Raw genomic sequence first — 21798 nt, 5'->3', positions numbered from 1 at the left:
CCGCGTCAGACGGTTGCCAAGGGTTGAAAACAACAAAAGACCGTCAGGCAAATAGGGGCCAGATATTGAACGCACCACTCACGGGGATCCGCGTCATCGAGTTCTGCCGCGGCGCGGCCGGTGCCTATTGCGGCATGCTGTTGGCCGATATGGGCGCTGATGTCATCATGGTCGACGAGCCCGTCGATGACCTTTCCAACGAGAATCACAGCGCGCTCGGCGAAGCCACGCAACTGGGGTTGCGGCGCAACAAGCGTTCCGTCGCGCTGGATCTGCTCACGCTCGAAGGCCGTAGTCTCGCGCATACGCTGGTGCGCGGGGCGGACGTCGTCATCGAATGCCTGCCGCCCGGCACGCTGGCGCGCGCCGGACTGGGTTACGACGCGCTGTCCGGCGTTCAGCCGCATCTCGTCTACGTTTCCATTTCCGCTTTCGGTCAGGATGGCCCGCGTTCGGTGGCGCAGCCCGGGGGCATGCCCGCGCTCGAGGCGGTGCGAGGTATGTTCGGCGCAGCATCGAACGGGGCAGAGCCGCCGCGCGACCTGCCGGTGGCCGATCTTGCCGCCGGACTGTACGCGGCATTTTCGGTGTCGGCAGCGCTCGTGGCAGCGAAACAGCAGGGTGTCGGTGTCCACATCGACGTGCCCATGCTCGGCACGACTCTCGCCATTGCCGCCTTGCGCGCCGGCGACGCCGGGGCCGAAGCGTCGCAGCGGGCCGGTCTGGTGCCTGCGGCCGCCATGGGGCAAGCGGGTGCCGAGGGCGTGCCCGCGACGACGCGGCAACGGCAGGCGCTCGCCGAGAGGGCCGGACTCGGTCAGGTGTCCTCGGGGCTGGGCGACGCGTCCGATGGCGAGCGTGATACGGAGGGCGAGGCCGAGCGGGACGGGAAGCGTTTCGGCGGCCCGTCTGCGCCGTGGCCGACGTTCCGCGCCCGCGATGGGTATTTCGGCATGGATCTCGACGGACAGGCGCACTGGCAGGCGATTTGTGCGCTGGTGCATCGCGTTGATCTGCTCGACGATTCTCGGTTTGGCAATGCGCGCGAACGGGCGCGCCATCAGGCGGCATTGCGCGACGTCCTCGAAGCGGTGTTCGTACTCGAAGATCGCGGCGTCTGGCTGGCGCGATTGGTCGCCGTCGGCGTGCCGTGCACGGCGATCAGCACTTATTCGCGCGTGCTGGCCGATCCGCAAGTCGCGCATATGGGGTGGGTACGCCCCATGGTGTTGCCCAGCGGAGAAACCACGCACACGATAGTCTCGCCGGTGCGTCTGAACGGGCGGAGTCCGGTGACGAGGCTCGATCCGCCGGCGCCCGGCGCCCATACCGGCGACATCCTCGCCGAGCTTCAGGCGGAAGGCGCGCAGACCCTTTCGAATAACGCGAACAGCAAGTCACGTCGGACGTAGACGTCATCCGTTCGCCGCCCCGTTTTCCGTTCTGACGGCACTCATTGAGTGCCGTTTTCTTTTTGGCGGACGGGTTACGCATTGCCGCCGACTGTCCTTTCCCCTTGCCGCGCAAGCGGATCCGCAGGCGAAGCGGGACTTTTCCTAAGGCGGACGTTTCTATATAATTCATCGTCATAAGCATATGACAAATAGTGATTTAGCTTTCGAGCCGAATCGTTTCCTACCGGATTTCGCCCATGTTTGCCGATCTCTCAAGTGCTTCGCCAGTGGCCGCCGTGCTGGGTGCCGCCGTCGGTCTGGTGTTGGGGCTGACCGGCGCGGGAGGCGGCATCTTCGCTGTTCCGGCGCTGGTGTTCGGCCTTGGCTGGGGGGTGCCGCAGGCCGGGCCGGTGGCGTTACTCGCTGTCGGTGCCAGTGCGGCCGTCGGCAGTGCGCAGGGACTGCGCGCCGGCATCGTGCGTTACCGCGCGGCGGTGCTGATGGCGGGAGTCGGTGTGTGCCTGGCGCCGATCGGGAGCTGGACGGCGCATCGACTGCCGGAGCGGTGGCTTGTCGGCCTGTTCGCCATGGCGATGCTGATCGTGGCCGGGCGCATGTACCGCGCGTCGCGCGGCGCTGCGGTAAAGGCGGCGCATGGTGAGACGTCTGTGCCATGTGAATCATCGCCGCCTTGCCGCATGAATCCGTCCACAGGCCGGCTTCACTGGACGCGACGTGTGGCCGGCACGCTGGGGATGATCGGGGCGGTGTCGGGCTTTGCCTCGGGATTGCTGGGCGTTGGCGGCGGATTCGTGATCGTCCCAGCGCTGCGCCGTTTCACCGATATCACCGTACACGGCGTCGTGGCGACATCGCTTTTCGTCATTGCGCTCATCTCTGCCGGGACCGTTGCCAACGCATGGTGGCACGGTATGCACCCCGGTGAACAAGGCTGGATATTCGTCATCGGCGCTGTCGCAGGCATGTTGCTCGGTCGCGCGCTGGCCCCGCGTCTCGCGGCATCCCGACTCCAGCAAATCTTTTCGTCGCTGATGGCCGCCGTCGCGCTCGGCATGTTCGTCAAAGCGTTCGGGATTTGATTCGCTTAAAGCGGTAATTGCGAAAACCCATTACGCCCATAAAACTCGCCTATCAAATCGGCGGGCGTTTGCTTGATTACGCGGTCATTACGGCCGCGTATTACACCGCGCGACGACTGTGGTTTGCGCAACAGTCACCTTCCAAATGAATCTTTTCTTCATGCGGCTGTCCATCAGAACGTTGCATGCGCGTTCGTACTACGTCATCTGAGTTATTCCCGCATTCGATTGGAATGAGATGCGTGGGCCGCGCGAATCGCGAACGGTGTTCCTCCTAATTTGGACTAGGATATTTCCTATAAACAGTTCCAAAACGGTAGGGTTTTGTAGATTTATCCTATATTTCCGCTGGTCGTAAAAATGACGCGTAACGTTCAGATGTCACGCGGCGATGCGATTGGTAATGGACCGATGAACACAACACACGTTGACGCTTTCCTGCCCAATTCGTCCCGCCGCCTGAATGCCAGACAGGCGGCGGGACGACGCGCGATGACGACATTGACAACCTTCGGCGGCGTGCTGGTCGTGGCGCTGCTCGTGGGATGTAGCGAATACAAGGCGTCGACGGCGACTGTGAGTGGCCCCGCTTCGGAATCCGAAAGCGAAGGGGCGTCGCTGTCGAGGGCGGAGTTACCGGTTGCCGCACCGCGAGAGGTCGAATCGCGGTTGCGACCGGTGGCGGCAGCGGTGAAGATGAGTGGTACGCCGCAGGTCGGCGTCGTCGTGAGCGGTACGTATCGCTGGATGGCGGACTGGCCTGAGACCGACAGTGTGCATCTGTGGGAGGCGGCATCCGGACCGACACGCATTCGTGTCGTCGGACGCGCGCGCGAGATGATGCCGTCGGCGGGTTTGCGAGGCGTTCGCATTCGTTACTGTGTCAAGCCGGTCATCGGCTCGGGCACATCCCGGTTGACAGGGCACAAGACGTGCTCGGCGTGGACTACCGTCGACGGCCCCAGAGCGGCCGATATCGTCGGGTAGGGCTGACAACGGGCGAGGGCGCTGCGTGGCCCATGCGCCGGTATATCCCGTCCCGCAAAGTCGCCTGGCAGCAATGCGGTTACGCCTGAGGGACCAACGCGTGCGTTGGCAAGACGCACATTCTCTTTTGGGAAGCCATGACGCATCGACACGGCGAAGGGTGGCGCGCGCCCATGGCTGAATTCTTCTGAAAGGATCTCGCAAATGATGGTAAAGATTCTGATTGCAGACGATCATCCGATCGTTGCCTCCACGCTGCGTGAAATGCTGTCCCCGGACCCGGGTTTTCACGTCCTGCCTCCCGTTTCGAATTCGACCGAGTTGTTCAAGGCGCTCGAGACGAACTCCGTCGACGTGCTGATCACCGATTACTGCATGCCGGGCGGCGCTTTTGGCGACGGTCTCGTCATGATCAATCGCGTGCGTCGCAAATACCCCGATGTGAAGATCATCGTGTTCACGTCGATCGAGCAGCCCGCCATCATTCATGCTCTCGACAGCTGTGGCGTACTGGGCGTGATGACGAAATCGGACGACCTGCGCGAAATCACGGTGTGCGTGGAGCGTTGCCGCCGCGGCATGAGTTACCGGGGCGGGCGCGCGGAGCAGATCCTCGAAGAGCAGATGCGACGTAAGCCGACGGCGCGTCGTCCGCTCTCGCCGAAGGAGATGGAAGTGCTGCGCATGTATCTCGACGGTCAGAACGTGTCGCAGATTGCGGGTGCACTCAAGCGTTCGGCCAAAACGATCAACAACCAGAAGCGCATGGCGATGTGCAAGCTGGGGTGCCGCACCGACATGGAGCTTTTCAAATTGCATGTGTCGAGCCCGGTGCAGTTCGGGCGTGAGAGCGACGCCGAAGCGCCGAGTGCCGCCTGAGTCCGCCGCGACGACAGACGTTGGAGTCTATGCCTGCCAGAACGATGACGCGTGACATCGCGATCGCCGGCCGCCTGCTTCGCATTGGTGGCCTGCTCGCACTTCTGTTTGGATTGTCGGTCTGGGTCGCTGCGGTGTCGTATGCCCTGTTCGGCACGCTCTGGCAAAGCGGACAGAAAACGGAGTCGTTCTTTGCGGCCGTCGGCAGGGAAATCCGCGACCTCGAGATTTTCAATGAGCAGGCTCGCGCAATGGCGCAGGCCACACAAGCGAGTTCGATTCGCCCTGGCGGGGCGACGCAGGCGCTGACCGACCGCATTCTGAAGCCGCTCATGTCGATGCCGGTCGGCACCGCCCGGCGCATCAACGGTGTGGGGTGGGACAGCGAGTTCGAGATCGTCAAGCTCGCGGACATTTCGCAGGAGCGCGCAGAGTTGCTGGCGCGCCTGACGCTGCGGCTCATGGTGCTCGACGCCAACTTCTGGAGCCCGCTCGACGCGCAGGACGAAACCTTCATCATTTCCGCCGATGGCGCCTTCGCGACGTATCGGCCCGCCATCGGCCGCGAGGCGTTCACGTCTGACGACCTCGCACAGGATACGCAGGCGATGCTCGCCGAGATCAACAAGGTGGAGCGTTACCACGCCCGCATTCGAGGCAACAGCGACGGTCCGTTCTGGACCTACAACTACAAACATCCCGTCACCCATTTGAAGACCGTGTCGAGCTTCGTGCCGATCCGGGATCTCAACGGGCATCTGGTTCTCTACGTGGGCACCAGCATGTCGCCCGAAATGATCGTGCCGCCGCGCATGCGGCACCTCGAGCGCACCGGTGAAGCGCTGCAACTGATTTCGGAGGACGGCCTCGTGATTGCCAGCGCGGGGCTGCCGCTTTCGTCGTTGGGGCATTTGCGTACGCTCGTCACCCTGCCGCTCTTCGGCGGCGCGCAGATGACGTTGCGCACCGACGGTCAGCGGCTCGTTTTCGAGCGTCGGCTGGCGTCCACGCCGTGGTTCGTTCGATATGCCGTCCGTCCGGCGCAGTTGCTGCGCGAGAACGCCACATTACTGCTCGGGGCGACGTTGCTGCTGCTGTTGTATGCCGGCGGTGTGTATGCAGGCATGCGATACATGCGACAGCGGATCATCGAACCGGCGCGTCAGCGCACGACCGCGCTGCTGGAGCGCGACGCGTTCACGCAGACCCTGATCGAGACGGCGCCCGTCGGCATGGCGATCATCGATCCTTTCGAGCCGGCGGTGGTGATGAGCAATCCCGCCTATGCGGGCACCGTCGATTTGCTAAGGCACCTCGGCGACGGCGAGCTGACGCGCATGTATCGTCAGCTTCATAGCGGGGTGGTTGCGCGTCCGGTGCGTCGTTTGTTGAGCGCGCTCGACGATGCGGGCGAGCGCCACTACGCCGTGAGTTTCGTCGACACGGTGTTTCGCGAACAACCGGTGCTGATCGGCACGCTGTCCGACGTCACCGAGCAGCGTCGCTTCGAGCTGGAGCAACGCAAGGCACGTCTGGCGGCCGAGAGTGCCAATCGCGCCAAGGACGTGTTCCTCACCACGGTTAGCCATGAAATGCGCACGCCGCTGTACGGCACGCTGGCATCGCTCGAATTGCTCAGTGCGCAGAATCTGGGCGACGACCATCGGTACTACGTGGATGTGATGGAGAGTTCGACGCGCAACCTGTTGGACCTCATCAACGATCTGCTCGACTATTCGCGCATTCAGGTCGGACGCTTCGAATTGAATTCGCGCGACTGTTCGCTGCTCAAGGAGCTTGAGGCGGTCGGCTTGTCGTTCACGGGACGTGCGCGTTTGCAGGGGCTCACGCTCGACTGGATGATCGACCCGCAACTGTCGCGCGCGGTGCACACGGATGCGCTGCGTCTCGGTCAGGTGGTCACCAATCTGGTGGGCAATGCCATCAAGTTCACGGAAAAGGGATACGTGGCATTCAGCGCGATGGTCACGCGCGCCGATATGCAAGGCTGCGATGTGGCTTTCACCGTGAGCGATAGCGGTGTGGGCATCGCCGCCTCGGATCTGGCGGATCTGTTCCGGCCGTTCGGTAAAAGCACGACGGAGCCGGGCATGCAGCACGGCACCGGGCTGGGGCTGGCGATCTCGCATCAGTTCGTCGGCATGCTGGGCGGTGTACTGGCGGTCGACAGCGAGGAGGGCAAGGGCACGACGATGCGCTTTACGCTCCATCTGCCGTGGGCGCCCGATAGCGAGGCCCCGATTGTCGTGGATTCTCGCGAGACGTTCGCTTACGTCAGCGCGATGGAGCGTCGTCACTGGTATCTCGATGCCCTGATTCGTCGCGCCGGCTTCCAACCGGTTCGGCACGACGACGCCGTGTCATGGTCGACCGGCGTGGGACGTGAGCAGGATTCGGGGCTGCTCATGTTTGCCGACGAATGGCCGGTGCGCGGGATGGCGGGCGCGGAAGTCTATTTGCTGCGCGCCACGCCGGTGGATCGCCCGACCGGCAGCGCGCCGGTTTGGCCGAGGGATATTGCGCTGTTCCAGCAAGCTGAGCTTTGGGAGGCGCTGGGGGCGGCGCCGCGTCCCGGCTTGGCGGCCAACGGAGATTTGCCGGTGCCGGGCACGGCGAACGCTCAGGCACGGGTGAAGCCCCTGGCCGGCTGGTACGTGCTCGTGGCGGACGACCATCCCATTAGCGGTATGTTGCTGTCGCGTCAGTTGGAAGGGCTGGGCGCGATGGTCGACTGCTATCACGACCCGCGTGAAGCGCTCGATGCGTTCGATGCCGAGTCGCACATGCTGGTGATCACCGACGCCAACATGCCCCATATCTCCGGTCACGCGCTGGCAACGGATATCAAGGCGCGCGCGCCGCATGTGCCCGTCGTGGTGGCAACGGCGGACGTCACGCTAAGAAACGACCGTGAAGCGAAGTCGCCTTACGACGCGGTGGTCTACAAGCCGGTGGATGCACGTTCGCTGTTGCGAGTCATTGAACTGGTTCGTTCGCGCTACCCATCGCTTTGCGTCGAGATTGCACCGCTCCCGGCGTCGACGCGCCTGATCGAGAGTGCACCCAAGCCTGCACCGGAAGCGGCGTCGCCGAAAGACTGGCGCCTGCCGTTGTCGGACATGCTCGACACGTTCGTCAAGATCGCGGATCAGGACATTGCGAATTGCCGTGCCGCACTGGCCGACGTTTCGCGTGAGACGCTGCGTCACTCTGCGCATCGACTGCGTGGTGGTTTCATGGCGTTCGGACTGAGTTCGCTGGCGTCACTTGCCGCGCAAGTCGAACATCTCGCGCCGCAGGCATCCGTCGGCCAGATGGAGGCTGCGTTCGACGCGCTCGATACTGCCTGGAACGACTGGCTGCGCGCGCAAGGACATGCGATTGTCAGCGATGCATAGGCTTAGTCCGGCGGGCAATGATTCCGCCGGTTTGTCGTCGTCGTGTCCTATCCGTTTTGCCGTCACCCGACCTGGGCGTTCGTCCCGCGCCCCATCACGCGTTTGCGCCGCGCTGTCTTATTCCACGAAGTGTTCCGAAATCAACTGGCGCAGCCACTGGTTTCCGGCGTCCTGATGGTAACGCCGGTGCCAGAACACATTGGTTTGCAACGCAGGTAGGCGCAGAGGCGGTTTGACGAAGCGCAGGCCGAACGGAGCGGCGGCGCGCTCGGCAAACTTCTGCGGCACCGTCACCACGAGATCGTTCGCGCTGACGACATAGGGCACGGCGATGAAGTGGGGGACCCAAAAGTTGGCGTCGCTGCCGAAACCGGCCTGGGCGAGAAGCTGATTGACGCGTGCATATGGGTTGTCGCCCGTGGCCACGAACAAATGGCGGGCCGCCTTGAATTCCGCCAGTCCGGCCTCTGGTGTATCGAGCGCATGGCCGATACGGAACATGCTCACGTATTGCTGACGAAACAGCCGTCGTTGAAAGAACGGCCCGGTCAGGTCGTCAAACGCCCCCACCGCGAGGTCGATTCGCCCGGCGGCCATCGAATCCTTGAGCTCGGGCAACGACGCGCGCACCGTGCTGATACGCACGCCCGGGGCCAACCGCGTGCACAGGTCGATGAGGGCCGGCATGAAATACACTTCGCCCACGTCCGTCATGGCCAGCGTGAATTCCCGCTGACTGCTCACCGGGTCGAATGCCTCGCGGTGATTGATCGCCCGAGAAATGCCCGCAAGCGCGGTGGACACCGGCTCGGCCAGCGCCTCGGCAAAGGGCGTGGGTTGCATGCCGGTGCCGGTCCGCGTGAAGAGTTCGTCCTCGAACGTTTGCCGAAGGCGTGCGAGGCCATTGCTGACCGCAGGCTGCGACAAGCCCAGCTCGCGCGCCGCCTGGGAGATGCTGCGATGCGTGAGGACCGCATGGAAGACGACCAGCAGGTTCAGATCGACATCACGTAACGAAATCATGGCTTGAGGGGGAGGCGGAAAGTCGCGGCGACTACGACCTTACTATTATTCACGTTGCGAATATAGTGGATTCGTCTATTTATATCGAAAAATGTGGTCGCTTGCCGGACAATGGTGGCATTCGACATCAGGAGACGAGGCCACTCATGCGCCAAGCAGACCAAATTCAGGGGGAACTGGGCTATCTGTCCGGTTTTACCAACGAGTTCGCGACTGAGGCATTGCCCGGCGCGTTGCCGATCGGGCAGAACTCGCCACAGCGTGCGCCTTACGGCCTCTATGCGGAGCAACTCTCCGGCACGGCGTTTACGGCGCCGCGTGGTCATAACCGTCGTTCGTGGGTCTATCGTATTCGTCCTGCCGCGATGCACAAGCCGTTCACGGCCATCGAGAATACGCGCTGGCTGAGCCGCTTCGGCGATGTGCCTACGCCGCCGAACCAGATGCGCTGGGATCCGTTGTCCATGCCCGAGACGCCGACCGATTTCGTCGACGGCATGGTGACGATGGCCGGTAACGGCGGTCCCGATGCCGCGCGCGGCTGCGGGATTCACGTCTATGCCGCCAACCAGTCGATGGACGGCCGATTCTTCTACAACGCCGACGGTGAAATGCTCATCGTGCCGCAAGAAGGGCGTCTGCGTATTGCTACGGAACTCGGCGTGCTCGAGGTCGTGCCTTACGAAATCGCCGTATTGCCGCGTGGCGTGCGCTTCCGTGTCACATTGCCTGACGGCCGTGCGCGCGGTTACGTTTGCGAGAACTACGGTGCGTTGTTCCGGCTGCCGGATCTGGGGCCGATCGGCTCGAACGGTCTCGCCAATCCGCGTGATTTCCTGACACCCGTCGCTGCTTACGAAGACGTCGAAGGCGACTTCGAACTGGTCGCGAAGTTCGGTGGTGCGCTGTGGCGCGCCGACATCGGTCATTCGCCCCTGGATGTGGTGGCCTGGCATGGCAACTACGCGCCGTACAAGTACGATCTGCGTCACTTCAATACGATCGGTTCGATCAGCTACGACCATCCGGATCCGTCGATCTTCCTGGTGCTTCAGTCGCAGAGCAATACGCCGGGTGTGGACGACATCGACTTCGTGATTTTCCCGCCGCGTTGGCTGGCAATGGAGAACTCGTTCCGTCCGCCCTGGTTCCACCGCAACATCGCCAGCGAATTCATGGGGCTGATCCATGGCGTGTACGATGCCAAGGCCGAGGGATTCGTGCCGGGCGGTGCGAGCCTTCACAACTGCATGTCGGGTCACGGCCCCGATGCGGATACGTTCGAGAAGGCCTCTGCGGCCGACACGAGCAAGCCGCACAAGGTCGACGCCACGATGGCCTTCATGTTCGAGACGCCGGCGGTCATTCACCCGACACGTTTCGCGCTGGAAACCAAACAGTTGCAAGACAACTACTACACCTGCTGGCAGGGCCTGAAGAAGCACTTCAACCCGAACCGTAAGTAAGCGGCACACAGCCGCCATCAACGACATCATCCCGTCAGCCGGCCCGGCGCCCGTGGGGCGCACGGCCGGCCGAAGCGTTATATCGAACAAGGAATTCCACATGTCCGCTCTCCTGCAAAGCTGGGTCGCGTCCGCCAACACCGGCGTGACGGATTTTCCGCTGCAAAACCTGCCTTACGGCGTATTCAGCACTGCGTCGCAACCGACGCCGCGCGTAGGCGTCGCCATCGGCGATCAGGTGCTCGATCTGGCTGTGCTCGAAGCTGCCGGCGTGCTCAACGCGGGCGACTCGCCGGTATTCGCTCAGCCGTCCATCAATGCCTTCGTGGCGCTCGGTAGCGAGGCATGGCGCGCCACGCGTGCGCGTCTGACCTCGCTGCTGGCGGTCGGCGGCGACGCCTCGCTGCGTGAGAGCGCCGCGCTCAAGGCGCAAGCGCTGGTGCCGCTCGCGCAGGCCTCGCTGCATCTGCCGGTCGAAGTGCCGGGCTACACCGATTTCTACTCGTCGAAAGAGCACGCGACCAACGTGGGCAGCATGTTCCGCGATCCGGCCAACGCATTGCTGCCGAACTGGCTCGAAATTCCGATCGGCTACAACGGCCGCGCCAGCTCGGTGGTGGTCAGCGGCACGCCGCTGCATCGTCCGAACGGTCAGATCAAGTTGCCGGATCAGCCGCGTCCGATTTTCGACGCTTGCCGCAAACTCGACTTCGAACTCGAAACCGGCTTCATCGTTGGACGCAACACGGCGCTGGGCGAATCGCTGAGCGTTCAGGAGGCCGACGCGGCGATCTTCGGCATGGTTGTGCTCAACGACTGGTCGGCGCGCGACTTGCAGCAGTGGGAATACGTGCCGCTCGGCCCGTTCAATGCCAAGACGTTCGGCACGTCCATCTCCCCGTGGGTGGTGACGATGGAAGCCCTGGAACCGTTCCGCGTCGCCGGTCCGGAGCAGACACCGGAACCGCTGGCCTATTTGCAACAGCAGGGCAAGCATGCGTTCGATATCGAACTCGAAGTGCTGCTGCAAGCCGAGGGCGACGCCGAGCCGACCTCGATTTGCCGTACCAACTTCCGGCACATGTACTGGAGCATGGCGCAGCAATTCGCTCACCACACCGTGTCGGGTTGCAATGTCCGCGTCGGCGATCTGATGGGGTCCGGCACGATCAGCGGCCCCACGCCGGATTCGTTCGGCAGCCTCCTGGAACTGACGTGGAACGGTAAGAACCCGATCACGCTTGCCGGTGGCGCCAAGCGCACGTTCATCGAAGACGGCGACACGGTGGTGATGGCCGGCTGGTGTCAGGGCGACGGATACCGCATCGGCTTCGGTGAGGTGTCCGGGAAGATCCTGCCCGCGAAAGCCCGCTGATCCGCACCGACGCCTGCGAGGCTTACCGAGCCGGAACAGGCGGCTCTCGTGCCTGAGCGCGTGATGCCTGGTGGCCCATCAACGCGCCGAACCGGATCGCCGGTCGGCGCGTTTGTGTTTTGAGGGGGTATGCGGGGCGTCTTGCATGTCCGGCGCCTCGACGCTTCCCGAAGGCAGGCGCTGCCACCACGGATTGACGCGCGCCACCAGCAAGCTAGCCGTCACACGGCAACGCGTCGGTGTGTAAGCGAGCTCCTGATCGACGCGCCGCAACAGCGGTGGATCGCCAAGACATGCCCGGCGCGGCACCCGCAGCGAGCGCCGCGGGCGCAGCGCGCTCGGGTCTGTGGCGACGTTGGGAGGCGGCGGGGTGGCCGGGCCGCTCACCTTGGTCGCATCAGTCACCTTAGTCGAATGGGTCGGGGAGGTGGGTGGCATCGGGGATCTCCTGCAAACGTGTGCGTACGGGAGATATTTAGCCATGTCAGGGCGATGCGTGACAGGTGAGGCAATCCGAAAAATATGTCCTGGGCGCGTAACGTACGCGCCCTGCGACCGTGCGCGCCGCCGAGTCGACTAGCGGTGCTTCTTGCCGTCCGTTGCCGCCGACGCCAGCGTTTTGCCGGCGGCTTCCGCTGTCCCGTCCGGGCGCGACACGCCATGTTCCGACGCGGCCAACGGGGCGCCGCTCGGCGCCGTCGCCGGCCGATTCAGCCCTTCGTTGATCCACGCCATGAGCAGCGTGTACGTTACGGCCAGAATCACAGGGCCGACGAACAGGCCGACGATCCCGAACGTGAGCATGCCGCCCAGCACGCCCGCGAGAATCAGCGTCATGGGCAGGTCGGCGCCGCGGCGAATGAGCATGGGACGCATCACGTTGTCGAGCATCCCGATGAATACGGACAGCACCAGCAGCAGCGTGGCAAGCGTCGGACTGTCTTGCCAGTAAAGCCATGCCACGCTCGACAGCAGCACGGGGAACGGGCCGATCTGCGCGATACACAGCACCAGCATCAACGCGGTCAGAAAGCCGGGCAGCGGTACCCCCGTGAGCCACAGACCGAGGCCGCCGAGCAGCGACTGGGTGAGCGCCGTCACCACGATCCCGAGGGCCACGGCGCGAATCGACATGCCGGCGAGGCGCACCGATTCTTCCCCGCGGTCGCCGCCGAGGCGTCGTGCGATCCGAATCAACGCCCGCGCTGCGCGCTCGCCTTGCATGAAAAGAATGCCGGAGATGATCAGCGTGAGCCCGAGGTGAACCACCAGCAGGCCGATCGAGCCCAGTTTCGCAAACGCCCATGACGCCGCTTTCACGGCATACGGCTGTACTTTGGCGACGAGACCGCCGGGTCCCGCAGCGGCAAGCGCCTGCCACTCATCGCTGGCGCGCTGACCGATCATGGGAATGCGGGCCAGCCAGTCGGGCGGCATCGGCAGGCCCCGCTGGCCGATGGAGTGCACCTGATCGCTGATGTCGGCGGCGTGGCCGATCAATGTGCCGATAGCGGCCGACAGCGGGGCGACGACGATGATCAGCATGCCGATGATCATGATCGTGGTGGCGAGCCATCGCTTGCCCCACAGCCGTCGCTGCATACCGATGAGCAACGGCCACGTGGAGGCGACGATCGTGACGGCCCAGATGAAAGCCGGCAGGAACGGCAGCAAAACCCATAACGTGCCGACGATCAACAGTCCGAGGACCAGAACGATCAGCAGATTACGGGCGAGTTCGCTCGGTGTGGTGTTCAGCATAGGCGCTCCGGCAGGCAGGGGGCGACGCGTCGTACGGTGCGTCCCGCGGGGAAGTCATGCGCAAAGAACGCGCTTGGAGAGCAAGATGCCATGCCGTGGCGGCCACGGCAAGTGCGCGCAACACTTCGTCACAAAGGCGTGTACCGATCGATCGCGGGGTCGGGGTCCTCGTTCGCCGGGCGGCGGTAGATGCCCTGCGGCGCGACCGACGTGCCGTGCCGCCGCCCGGGGGTGGATTCGGATGCCCGCGTCTGCGCCGTCTCGCTGCCGGAGGAAGTGCTGTGCGCGTCGTCCATCGGCAGAAAAACGGAGTCGTCTCCTGATGTATCTCCCGAGGTATCGCCGCAGAGATCGCCCGACGCCGACGCTTGCCCGCTCGTGACGGGAAAGGCGCTGTCGGACGCAAGCTCCGGACTCGCCGGGCTGTCCGGCAAGTCGGAATGGGAGCCGGCCGACGAATGTCCGGAATCTTCCTGCGATGTGACGGTGACGGTGCTGATTTTCGGGCGTCCGCGTCGCCGGGTGTAGGCGGTCGCAATGGCGTCGTGCCTCGTGGCGATGCCCTGCATGGAGACGAAGGTGGCGATAAGACCGTACAGGACGCTCAGTACCGCCTGCGTGTGCCAATCGACACCGGCGCCGTGCGCGGCGTCGGTGGGCGGCGTTTGCGTCGTATTGCCGGTATGGGAGGTTTCGAAGTCCGCGTCGCTGTCGATCCCGCGTTCGTCCATGCGGGTTGCGGGGCCGTGAAACGTCGAGAGGAAGTAGAAGCCTAGCGACAACGTCAGCCAGATGGCTTTAGGTGTGCCCGATCGCAGCAATGCCGTGAAGTGGCCGCGCAAAGCGGTCCAGAAAGGGATCGAGGGGGTGGGCGGCATATCGTCGCTCATTTTGCAGATCAGATCCGCGAAACGGTCTTGCAGCAAGGGTTCGAGTCGCGCGTTTTCCGGGGCGATGGCAATACGGTCGATGACGGGGCCGAGCAACGCGCCGGGTATCGGGCAGAGCAGAATCTCCAGACACGAATGGATCGTGTTGCCGAAGCGATGCGCCATGATGCTCGGAAGTGCCGCAGACAAGCCGGCCTCTATGCCGACACGCGCGAGATTCCGGACGATGCCGTAACAGAACACGAAGCCCACGACATGCGCCGCGAGGTCTCGGACCGGATCGCGCAACATGGCGCTGACGGCTTCGAGCGCTTGTGTCGGTGTCAGTTGCGCGAGGCGGCTTGCCAGTTCCGGGTGTGCCGCGTTGAAACGGGCCATGCCGAGCAGGTTGATCAGCACGACGCCCATCGCTTCGACCGGAGGCCACATCATGGACAGGCGTCGCTGCGGATCGACGGTATCCGCGAGCACGGACAGGACGGTGGCGCCGAGCGCGAACGGGAAGGCGTCTCGCTCCAGTCCGATGCGCATGGCGCGCCACGACACGCCGGGGTGCTCGTGCAGGAAGAGGGCGTCGAGCCGGTGACGAACTTCGGTCACGCTCAGCCCGCGCTGCGCAAGGAGCTGGGCTTCGATCCTCAGGTGGGGCAGCAGATCGTCGAACCAGGGCGGTGTCGTGGCCGCCGTGTGTGACCGAGCGGCGGGGCGCGGGGCGTTGGCCGCCGACTTGGCCCGCGTCATCTTGGCACGATGTGTCTGCTCGAAGCGGCGCAGCGCCGGCATGGCGATGTCGTCGCGCAGCATGACGTAGATTTGCGTGGCGGTGTCGGGCTTCTGTGCCTCACGTATCGGACACGGAGACATTCGCAGTGCGCCGCGTTGCGGCGACAGATTGGTGGTACGCCGCACGGCCACCACGAGATCGTTCCGATGCACGCGCGGGATAGCCTGAGCCACCGCGGTTTGCCGCCCGGTGCGCCGGCCGTGGCTTAGCGTCACCGAGGATTGCTGCGCACGCGCGAAATCGTCGATGAGATTGAATTGCGACTCGGTTGCCGGGGTGGACATCGGAGGTTCGACGGTAAGACCGGAGGTGCGGGGAAAGACGGGCGTGGGCAGGGAAATGTCGTGTGGCATGTCGTCGATGGACGGCCGGACACGTGCGACTCCCTCGACCGTGCCGCACGCCGCCCAACGCCGTCGCGCAGGAGAAATGAAGTGGGCGATCCTACCTGCATCCCTGCATTGCGACGACGCCCGGACAGGCGTTTAAAAACGTTCATTCGCGATACTGCGTAGCTGCCAGGGCGCACTGCCGGTGAACTGGCGAAGGCAATCACGCAAAAGCTGCGCAGGGCTCCCGATCGTGCGACGCGTGCATTACTCCGGCACGACCATGACGCCGGCGCGCAACCCGTTCGCCACGTTCGGATTGGGAAAGACGATGCGTTCCTCGGGATGCGAAACGGTGTAGGCGTTTTCGCCGTCGCGCGCGAGTACGGTGCCTGCGGGATAGGGGGTGAAGTTAGGCGTGTCGGCGGGTACGTCGAGGACGAAGGCGTCGGTGCGCCGAACGATCTCGGCCGCCACGCGAAAACGCTTCGGGTGCAGGACCCGACCGTCATCGCGTGCTTCGAGTTCGCCGCCGGACAACCAACGGCGCAGCGCCGCGTCGATGCCGGAGAAGTCGTCGAGCCGGTTCTCGCCGAACGGCGCGACCTTGCCCAGTTCGAGCGTGCAGCTTTGCGCGCCGAACCGCGCGCAGGTGAAGTAGGAGAACGTGACTGACGGCTGTTCGGTACGCATCGTCGCTTCGATATCGGCGGCGCCCAGCGCGTCGAACCACGAGTCGCTCGGGCGGTGCTGCGGCGTGCCGGGCACGACGGCAAAGCGCGGATACAGCGATGCACGGATGGCGGTGTGCATATCGATGTGACGGCGCAGGCGTCGTACGCCGTCAACACCGGCAAAGAACTGCGCGACGATCACTTCGAGCTCGCGAGCGCGCTGCACGGCGGGCGACTCGGCCCGTTTGGCGTGCGCTCCCTGAAAGAGGCGGTTCAGATCGTATTCGAGATAGCGCTTGCCGGCGCGTACGGCGTCCGGATTGCCGAGGACGACGAGCACGCGCTCGCGCAGCGTCAGACGGCCATCGGCAATGTCGCGCAGCATGCCGTCGACGATTTCGATGGGGGCCGTCTCGTCGCCGTGAATGCCGCAGGAGAGGATCGCGTCGTAGCGATAGCTGGGGTGGGCTTCGGCGGTCTGCGGCGTTGCCGGGGCAGATGCCGAAGCAGGCGCAGGGATCAGCTCGAGCACACCTTGCGCATGCCGGCGCCAACGCACGCCGCAAGGGTCGATGCCGTTGTCGTGAGGGGAGTCGCGCGATTCGCGAACGTCGCTGAGCCAGTGGCGCAGGGCCGAACGATGGGCGTCGGTCATGATGGGGAATCTCCTGAAACGTCCTCGTATTCTATGCGTGTCCTTGGCACGTTCGACACCGGCAGCTGCTCGGCGCCTTTGGGCAACGGTCTGCCGGTGCGCTCCCAGGCGATGCATTGTTCCGGTCGTCGAATCCGTGTCATCATGGTTCGCATCGCACGCCGCGCTATCGGGCGTGGCCTTCGGGATAGCCATTCATGACAGACCTGTACATCGAAGGTGTCTGGCGCGCTGCCAACGGCGCTGAGTTCCGTTCTCTCGATCCCGTGTCGGGCGACGTCGTCTGGCAGGGGCATGCGGCGGACGTTGCCGATGTCGATGCCGCCGTTCAGGCCGCCCGTCGTGCGCAGCGGGATTGGGCGCGCCGCCGTGTCGACGAACGGCTCGCCATCTTGCAGCGCTTCGCGGCCATTGTGACGGCGAGTGCGGAAACGCTGGCCGACGCGATCGGACGCGAGACCGGCAAACCGTTATGGGAGGCCCGCACGGAGGTGGCGACCATGTCCGCCAAGGTCGTCAATTCCGCACGAGCCTATCAGGAGCGCACCGGGGAGCGGCGCAGTCCCGTCGCCGAGGGCGAGAGCGTGGTGCGTCACCGCGCGCACGGTGTGATGGCGGTCTTCGGCCCGTATAACTTCCCGGGGCACTTGCCGAACGGTCACATCGTGCCGGCCTTGCTCGCCGGCAATACGGTCGTCTTCAAACCAAGTGAACTGGCGCCGGGCGTGGCCGAACGCACGCTGGCCTGCTGGATCGAAGCCGGGCTGCCGCCGGGCGTTCTCAATCTCGTGCAGGGCGGGCGCGATACCGGGGTCGCCCTCGCCGCGCACGAGGCCATCGACGGCGTGTGTTTTACCGGCAGCTCCGCCACGGGCCGCGCGCTGCATCAGCAATTCGCCGGCAGGCCGGACAAGATGCTGGCGCTTGAGATGGGCGGCAACAATCCCCTGATCGTCGACGTCCCGTCGGACATCGACGCCGCCGTGCATGTGACTGTCCAGTCCGCGTTTCTCTCCGCCGGTCAGCGATGCACCTGCGCGCGGCGTCTGCTCGTGCCGCGCGGCGCGCGAGGCGATGCGTTCATCGAGAGACTCTCGGCTGTCACGCAACGCATCAGCGTCGGCCGGTACGACGCCGAACCGCAGCCCTTCATGGGCGCGGTCGTGTCGTTGCAGGCCGCGCGTCGTATGACCGCAGCGCAGGCCGAGTTGATGTCGCTGGGCGGCCGTGCGATTCTGCCGCTCTCGCAACCCGATGGTCGCTCGGCGCTGCTGACGCCGGGGCTGATCGATGTGACGGCGCTCGCTGCGCGCGATGCGTTACCGGACGAGGAGTACTTCGGACCGTTGCTGCAAGTGCTCCGTTACGATGCGTTCGACGAGGCCATTGCCCTTGCCAATCGCACCCGCTACGGACTGGCGGCCGGATTGCTGTCCGACGATCCGGCGCGTTACGAGCAGTTCCTCGCGGAGATTCGTGCCGGCGTGGTCAACTGGAATCGTCCCACGACCGGCGCGGCTGGTGCCGCCCCCTTCGGTGGGGTGGGCGAGTCGGGCAATCATCGTCCCAGCGCCTGGTATGCGGCCGATTACTGCGCTTACCCGATGGCGTCCATGGAAGCCGAGCGGGCGGTCATGCCCGAACGCCTGAGTCCCGGGTTGGACTTCGGTACGATCTGATTCAGGCACAATGCCGCACATTGCCGTAGATCGCGGCCCATCGCTCCATCGCAATCTCAGGATTTGACATGACACGCTTTGCCCTCGAAGCCAACTTCGACGGATTGGTCGGCCCCACGCACAACTACGCGGGTTTGTCGTTTGGCAATGTGGCGTCGGCGAACAACGCCAACCGCGTATCTAACCCGCGTGATGCGGCGCTGCAAGGGTTGGCGAAGATGAAGGCGCTGGCCGACCTTGGCTACGCACAGGGCGTCTTGCCGCCACAGGAGCGTCCGTCGGTCGCGTTGTTGCGTGCGCTGGGGTTTTCGGGCGACGACCGCGCCGTTATTCAAGCGGCTGCTCGGACCGCCCCGGCCTTGCTCGGCGCGGCGTGTTCGGCGGCGAGCATGTGGACGGCGAACGCTGCGACCGTGAGCCCGTCCGCCGACACATCGGACGCCCGGGTGCACTTCACCGCCGCGAATCTTTGCAGCAAGCTGCACCGCGCGATCGAGCACGAGACCACGTCGCGCATCCTGCGCGCGGCGTTCCCCGACGTATCGCGCTTCGCCCATCACGACGCCTTGCCGGGCTGGCCGTCGTTGGGCGACGAGGGCGCGGCCAACCACACGCGGTTTTGTGGCGCGTACGGCGAGCGCGGCGTCGAGTTCTTCGTCTATGGCCGCGATGACCTCGCGAGTGCGCCCGCGCCGCGTCGGTTCCCCGCCCGTCAGACGTTGCAGGCGAGTCAGGCGATTGCGCGTCTGCACGGTCTGGACGCCGCAGATGTCGTGTTCGCCCAGCAGCATCCCGACGCCATCGATGCCGGCGTTTTTCACAACGACGTGATCGCCGTCGGCAACGGCAATGTGCTGTTTTGCCATGCGCGGGCGTTTGTCGATCAGGCGAGCGTGCTGGCGACGTTGCGCGAGCGGCTTGCGGCACGTGGTACGCAGCTTCAGGTCGTGGAGGTGTCCGATGCCGACGTGTCGATGGAAGACACGGTCGGGAGTTACCTTTTCAACAGCCAATTGCTCGCGCGTGCGCCGGAGGTGGGCGGGGGTATGCGACTGGTCGTGCCGCAGGAGTGCCGGGAACGACCGGCCGTGTGGCGCTATCTCGAATCGCTGGTGGCCAGCGGCGGCCCGATTCGCGAGCTTCACGTCTTCGATCTGCGTGAGAGCATGCGCAACGGTGGCGGGCCGGCCTGTCTGCGCCTGCGTGTGGTGCTCACGGACGAGGAGCGCAAGGCCACGCACGCCGGTCTCTGGATGGACGATGCGCGCTACGTCACGTTGACCGATTGGGTCAGGCGACACTACCGCGATCGGCTGGCGGTGAGCGATCTCGCCGATCCGGCATTGCTCGACGAGTGCCGTACCGCGCTCGATGAGCTGACCCAACTGCTCGGTCTGGGCAACGTGTACCCGTTCCAGCGCAACGCCTAGGCGATCGGTGGCCGCCGTTCCTGCTTCCGATCCGAAACGACAGGAGTCGATTCGATGACGACGATCATTGGTTTGTCCGGCAGCCTGCGCAAGGGCTCCTACAATACGGCGCTGCTGGTGGCGGCGAAGGCGCTGGCGCCGGCGGGCGTCACACTCGACGTGAGGACGCTGCACGGCATCCCGCTTTATGACGGCGACGTGGAGGCGAGCGAAGGGATTCCGGCTGCCGTCACGACGCTGAAAGACGCCATCGCGCAAGCCGATGGCCTGTTGCTCGCTACGCCCGAGTACAACAACGGCATGCCGGGCGTTTTCAAGAACGCACTGGATTGGCTATCGCGTCCGCCAGCGGATAGTGCCCGCGTTTTCCACGACAAGCCGGTGGCGATCATGGGCGCGTCGCCGGGCGGCTTCGGCACCATCCTCAGCCAGAACGCCTGGCTGCCGGTATTGCGCACCTTGCAGACCACGCCATGGTGGCAAGGGCGCCTGATGGTCTCGCATGCGAACAAGGTCATCGACGCCGACGGCAATCTTCAGGACGACGCCGTGCGTGGGCAACTGGCCGATTTCATTGCCGGTTTCGCGACATTCGTCAACGCGCACACACGAGAGGGTTGAGTCAATTGTTTGTAAATCAATGGCTTGGAAGCGTCTTTTAAGGTTGATTGTGTCAAGTTGGCGGAACAGGAACCTTCGCCAATCGATCCTGACGAACCGATAAGCGACGCAATTTTCGGTTCGTCCGGCGATGCACTATGCTGGATGGAACGTGTCGGCCGACACGTCGATTGCGTCCTTTCGTCAACCGGGGGTGCCGCTATGCAAATCGAGTTTCCGGATCACCGTCCCATGTTCAATTACGAAGACCTGACCATCGAGTTCGCGGTCGTTGTCAATGGCCGGCCGATCGATTGCGCCGTGTCGGCCGAAGCGCTGGAGTCGCACTTTCACGCCCACTCGGCGCGCGCCGACGATCTGCTGCACGCCTTCGAGCACGGCCGCAGTCGCATTCACGCACTCACCCGCGAGTATCTGGCGATGGGGTTGCCCGGCCCGGTCTTGCTGCGCAGCGGCCACTTCCGGTGGGCGCAACGTCACGAGGCGCGCCGCTGAGCGGTGGCTCACGGCGCGCCGCATCTTTCTTAAGCGTAAAGGGGCAAAGGTCATCAGACCCCGGCATTGACGCGGATCAATGCCGGATTGGTTAGGCATACGACTCAATTGGCGAGGCATAGGGATCGGCGTACACTGGTGTTGCCGCGAAAGCAGTCACGTCAGCGGCACCACTGCCGATAACAATAAGGAGTCGCCATGGGCTCGGAATTTCGCGTCGTCATCGCCTCGATTGCGGCCTTCATGACGCTTGGCGGGGCATTCGCCACCATCCACGGTTTGCTTTACGACAAGTCGCACGTCATGCACGGCGGGGTGATTACTGTGCTGTTCGGCATCTTGTTCATCGTCGTCATGCTCACCCCGTGGCCGAAGGACGAAGCGAGCGATACCGACGCCAAGCGCAAGTCGTGAGCGTTAGGGAATGCCCTCGACGCGCGTCATCGGCGTCATCGGCTAACGCTTTCAGTTGCGGCGTCCTACACTGAAATCGAGGGACGCCGTCGAAGCCATCCAACGTCTGCCCGGCCCCGGCCTGATGCTTTGGCAGCATGCCGGCGGTCTCGTCGGAACTCGCGATGCCATCATGCGCTTCGCAACGGGCGTGGCCTCGTTGCGAGGTGGCGTATGTGTTCCGATACCCGCGTCTTCATTGCCTCCATTGCCGCGTTCGTGATGCTGGGAGGCATTTTCGCGACCCTCCACGGTTTGCTGTACAACCTGCCTGACGTCTCGCGCTACGGCGTGGCGGCGGTGCTGGCCGGGGCGACGTGCACGGCGACCATGCTGATTCCGTGGGGTTCGCGCGACAAGTCGTAAAACGACCAACGGTATCGG

At 64.3% G+C, this 21798-nt stretch carries 17 protein-coding genes; 13 read left to right on the top strand and 4 right to left on the bottom strand.

The window, feature by feature from the left end; genetic code table 11:
• Positions 1-65: 65 nt before the first annotated feature.
• The 5 genes from PAN31108_RS01240 to PAN31108_RS01220 all read left to right on the top strand — a co-directional run bounded on the left by PAN31108_RS01240 (position 66) and on the right by PAN31108_RS01220 (position 7779).
• Positions 66-1412 carry a CaiB/BaiF CoA transferase family protein gene (locus PAN31108_RS01240; protein ID WP_174994794.1) on the top strand — a complete coding sequence of 449 codons (1347 nt, stop codon included), beginning with the start codon at positions 66-68 and terminating at the stop codon, positions 1410-1412.
• A 239-nt stretch (positions 1413-1651) separates the two neighbouring features.
• The gene (locus PAN31108_RS01235; protein WP_174994793.1) at positions 1652-2494 is read left to right on the top strand and encodes a sulfite exporter TauE/SafE family protein; all 843 of its coding nucleotides are present in this window, start codon (positions 1652-1654) and stop codon (positions 2492-2494) included.
• 492 nt (positions 2495-2986) lie between these two features.
• Positions 2987-3481 (top strand): hypothetical protein, encoded by a 495-nt coding sequence (locus PAN31108_RS01230; protein ID WP_150667083.1) that lies wholly within the window; start codon positions 2987-2989, stop codon positions 3479-3481.
• 204 nt (positions 3482-3685) lie between these two features.
• Positions 3686-4360, top strand: a complete 675-nt coding sequence (locus tag PAN31108_RS01225; protein ID WP_150667082.1) for a response regulator — start codon at positions 3686-3688, stop codon at positions 4358-4360.
• 29 nt (positions 4361-4389) lie between these two features.
• Positions 4390-7779, top strand: coding sequence for a hybrid sensor histidine kinase/response regulator (locus PAN31108_RS01220; RefSeq protein WP_150667081.1), 3390 nt, complete (start codon positions 4390-4392; stop codon positions 7777-7779).
• A gap of 117 nt (positions 7780-7896) precedes the next feature.
• On the opposite strand, the gene PAN31108_RS01215 is transcribed toward PAN31108_RS01220, so the two are convergent.
• Positions 7897-8802, bottom strand: a complete 906-nt coding sequence (locus PAN31108_RS01215) for a LysR family transcriptional regulator (protein WP_150667080.1) — start codon at positions 8800-8802, stop codon at positions 7897-7899.
• A gap of 146 nt (positions 8803-8948) precedes the next feature.
• On the opposite strand from PAN31108_RS01215, the gene hmgA reads away from it, so the two are divergent.
• A complete protein-coding gene (hmgA, locus tag PAN31108_RS01210) occupies positions 8949-10268 on the top strand; it encodes a homogentisate 1,2-dioxygenase (protein ID WP_150667079.1) in 1320 nt (439 codons plus the stop codon).
• 100 nt (positions 10269-10368) lie between these two features.
• Entirely contained in the window at positions 10369-11643 is a 1275-nt protein-coding gene (gene fahA / locus PAN31108_RS01205) for a fumarylacetoacetase (protein ID WP_150667078.1), read from the top strand.
• Between the two features lie 576 nt (positions 11644-12219).
• Here fahA and ydiK read toward each other — a convergent pair.
• The 3 genes from ydiK to astE form a co-directional block, all read right to left on the bottom strand.
• A complete protein-coding gene (gene ydiK, locus PAN31108_RS01200; RefSeq protein WP_246183717.1) occupies positions 12220-13404 on the bottom strand; it encodes an AI-2E family transporter YdiK in 1185 nt (394 codons plus the stop codon).
• A 128-nt stretch (positions 13405-13532) separates the two neighbouring features.
• On the bottom strand, positions 13533-15362 hold the full coding sequence (locus PAN31108_RS01195) for a hypothetical protein (protein WP_150667077.1): 1830 nt from the start codon (positions 15360-15362) through the stop codon (positions 13533-13535).
• Positions 15363-15674: 312 nt separating this feature from the next.
• On the bottom strand, positions 15675-16736 hold the full coding sequence (astE, locus tag PAN31108_RS01190) for a succinylglutamate desuccinylase (protein ID WP_150667076.1): 1062 nt from the start codon (positions 16734-16736) through the stop codon (positions 15675-15677).
• A gap of 197 nt (positions 16737-16933) precedes the next feature.
• On the opposite strand from astE, the gene astD reads away from it, so the two are divergent.
• The 6 genes from astD to PAN31108_RS01160 all read left to right on the top strand — a co-directional run bounded on the left by astD (position 16934) and on the right by PAN31108_RS01160 (position 21780).
• The gene (gene astD, locus PAN31108_RS01185) at positions 16934-18415 is read left to right on the top strand and encodes a succinylglutamate-semialdehyde dehydrogenase (RefSeq protein ID WP_150667075.1); all 1482 of its coding nucleotides are present in this window, start codon (positions 16934-16936) and stop codon (positions 18413-18415) included.
• A gap of 68 nt (positions 18416-18483) precedes the next feature.
• Positions 18484-19845, top strand: a complete 1362-nt coding sequence (gene astB / locus PAN31108_RS01180; RefSeq protein ID WP_150667074.1) for an N-succinylarginine dihydrolase — start codon at positions 18484-18486, stop codon at positions 19843-19845.
• Positions 19846-19899: 54 nt separating this feature from the next.
• Positions 19900-20466, top strand: coding sequence for an NADPH-dependent FMN reductase (locus PAN31108_RS01175; RefSeq protein WP_150667073.1), 567 nt, complete (start codon positions 19900-19902; stop codon positions 20464-20466).
• Positions 20467-20667: 201 nt separating this feature from the next.
• Positions 20668-20961 (top strand): DUF1488 family protein, encoded by a 294-nt coding sequence (locus tag PAN31108_RS01170; RefSeq protein ID WP_150667072.1) that lies wholly within the window; start codon positions 20668-20670, stop codon positions 20959-20961.
• 198 nt (positions 20962-21159) lie between these two features.
• Positions 21160-21375 (top strand): DUF2964 family protein, encoded by a 216-nt coding sequence (locus PAN31108_RS01165; RefSeq protein WP_150667071.1) that lies wholly within the window; start codon positions 21160-21162, stop codon positions 21373-21375.
• A gap of 213 nt (positions 21376-21588) precedes the next feature.
• A complete protein-coding gene (locus PAN31108_RS01160; RefSeq protein WP_150667070.1) occupies positions 21589-21780 on the top strand; it encodes a DUF2964 family protein in 192 nt (63 codons plus the stop codon).
• Positions 21781-21798 lie beyond the last annotated feature (18 nt).

The organism is Pandoraea anhela, from assembly GCF_902459655.1.
Lineage (GTDB): Bacteria > Pseudomonadota > Gammaproteobacteria > Burkholderiales > Burkholderiaceae > Pandoraea > Pandoraea anhela.
The sequence above is the reverse complement of the archived record's forward strand: the minus strand, read 5'-3'. Positions and strand labels throughout refer to the sequence as shown.

Bases quoted from the DNA above. Each gene is read 5' to 3' on its own strand.
- PAN31108_RS01235 (WP_174994793.1), top strand. From the start codon at position 1,652: ATGTTTGCCGATCTCTCAAGTGCTTCGCCAGTGGCCGCCGTGCTGGGT.
- PAN31108_RS01230 (WP_150667083.1), top strand. From the start codon at position 2,987: ATGACGACATTGACAACCTTCGGCGGCGTGCTGGTCGTGGCGCTGCTC.
- PAN31108_RS01225 (WP_150667082.1), top strand. From the start codon at position 3,686: ATGATGGTAAAGATTCTGATTGCAGACGATCATCCGATCGTTGCCTCC.
- PAN31108_RS01220 (WP_150667081.1), top strand. From the start codon at position 4,390: ATGCCTGCCAGAACGATGACGCGTGACATCGCGATCGCCGGCCGCCTG.
- PAN31108_RS01215 (WP_150667080.1), bottom strand. From the start codon at position 8,802: ATGATTTCGTTACGTGATGTCGATCTGAACCTGCTGGTCGTCTTCCAT.
- hmgA (WP_150667079.1), top strand. From the start codon at position 8,949: ATGCGCCAAGCAGACCAAATTCAGGGGGAACTGGGCTATCTGTCCGGT.
- fahA (WP_150667078.1), top strand. From the start codon at position 10,369: ATGTCCGCTCTCCTGCAAAGCTGGGTCGCGTCCGCCAACACCGGCGTG.
- ydiK (WP_246183717.1), bottom strand. From the start codon at position 13,404: ATGCTGAACACCACACCGAGCGAACTCGCCCGTAATCTGCTGATCGTT.
- PAN31108_RS01195 (WP_150667077.1), bottom strand. From the start codon at position 15,362: ATGTCCACCCCGGCAACCGAGTCGCAATTCAATCTCATCGACGATTTC.
- astE (WP_150667076.1), bottom strand. From the start codon at position 16,736: ATGACCGACGCCCATCGTTCGGCCCTGCGCCACTGGCTCAGCGACGTT.
- astD (WP_150667075.1), top strand. From the start codon at position 16,934: ATGACAGACCTGTACATCGAAGGTGTCTGGCGCGCTGCCAACGGCGCT.
- astB (WP_150667074.1), top strand. From the start codon at position 18,484: ATGACACGCTTTGCCCTCGAAGCCAACTTCGACGGATTGGTCGGCCCC.
- PAN31108_RS01175 (WP_150667073.1), top strand. From the start codon at position 19,900: ATGACGACGATCATTGGTTTGTCCGGCAGCCTGCGCAAGGGCTCCTAC.
- PAN31108_RS01170 (WP_150667072.1), top strand. From the start codon at position 20,668: ATGCAAATCGAGTTTCCGGATCACCGTCCCATGTTCAATTACGAAGAC.
- PAN31108_RS01165 (WP_150667071.1), top strand. From the start codon at position 21,160: ATGGGCTCGGAATTTCGCGTCGTCATCGCCTCGATTGCGGCCTTCATG.
- PAN31108_RS01160 (WP_150667070.1), top strand. From the start codon at position 21,589: ATGTGTTCCGATACCCGCGTCTTCATTGCCTCCATTGCCGCGTTCGTG.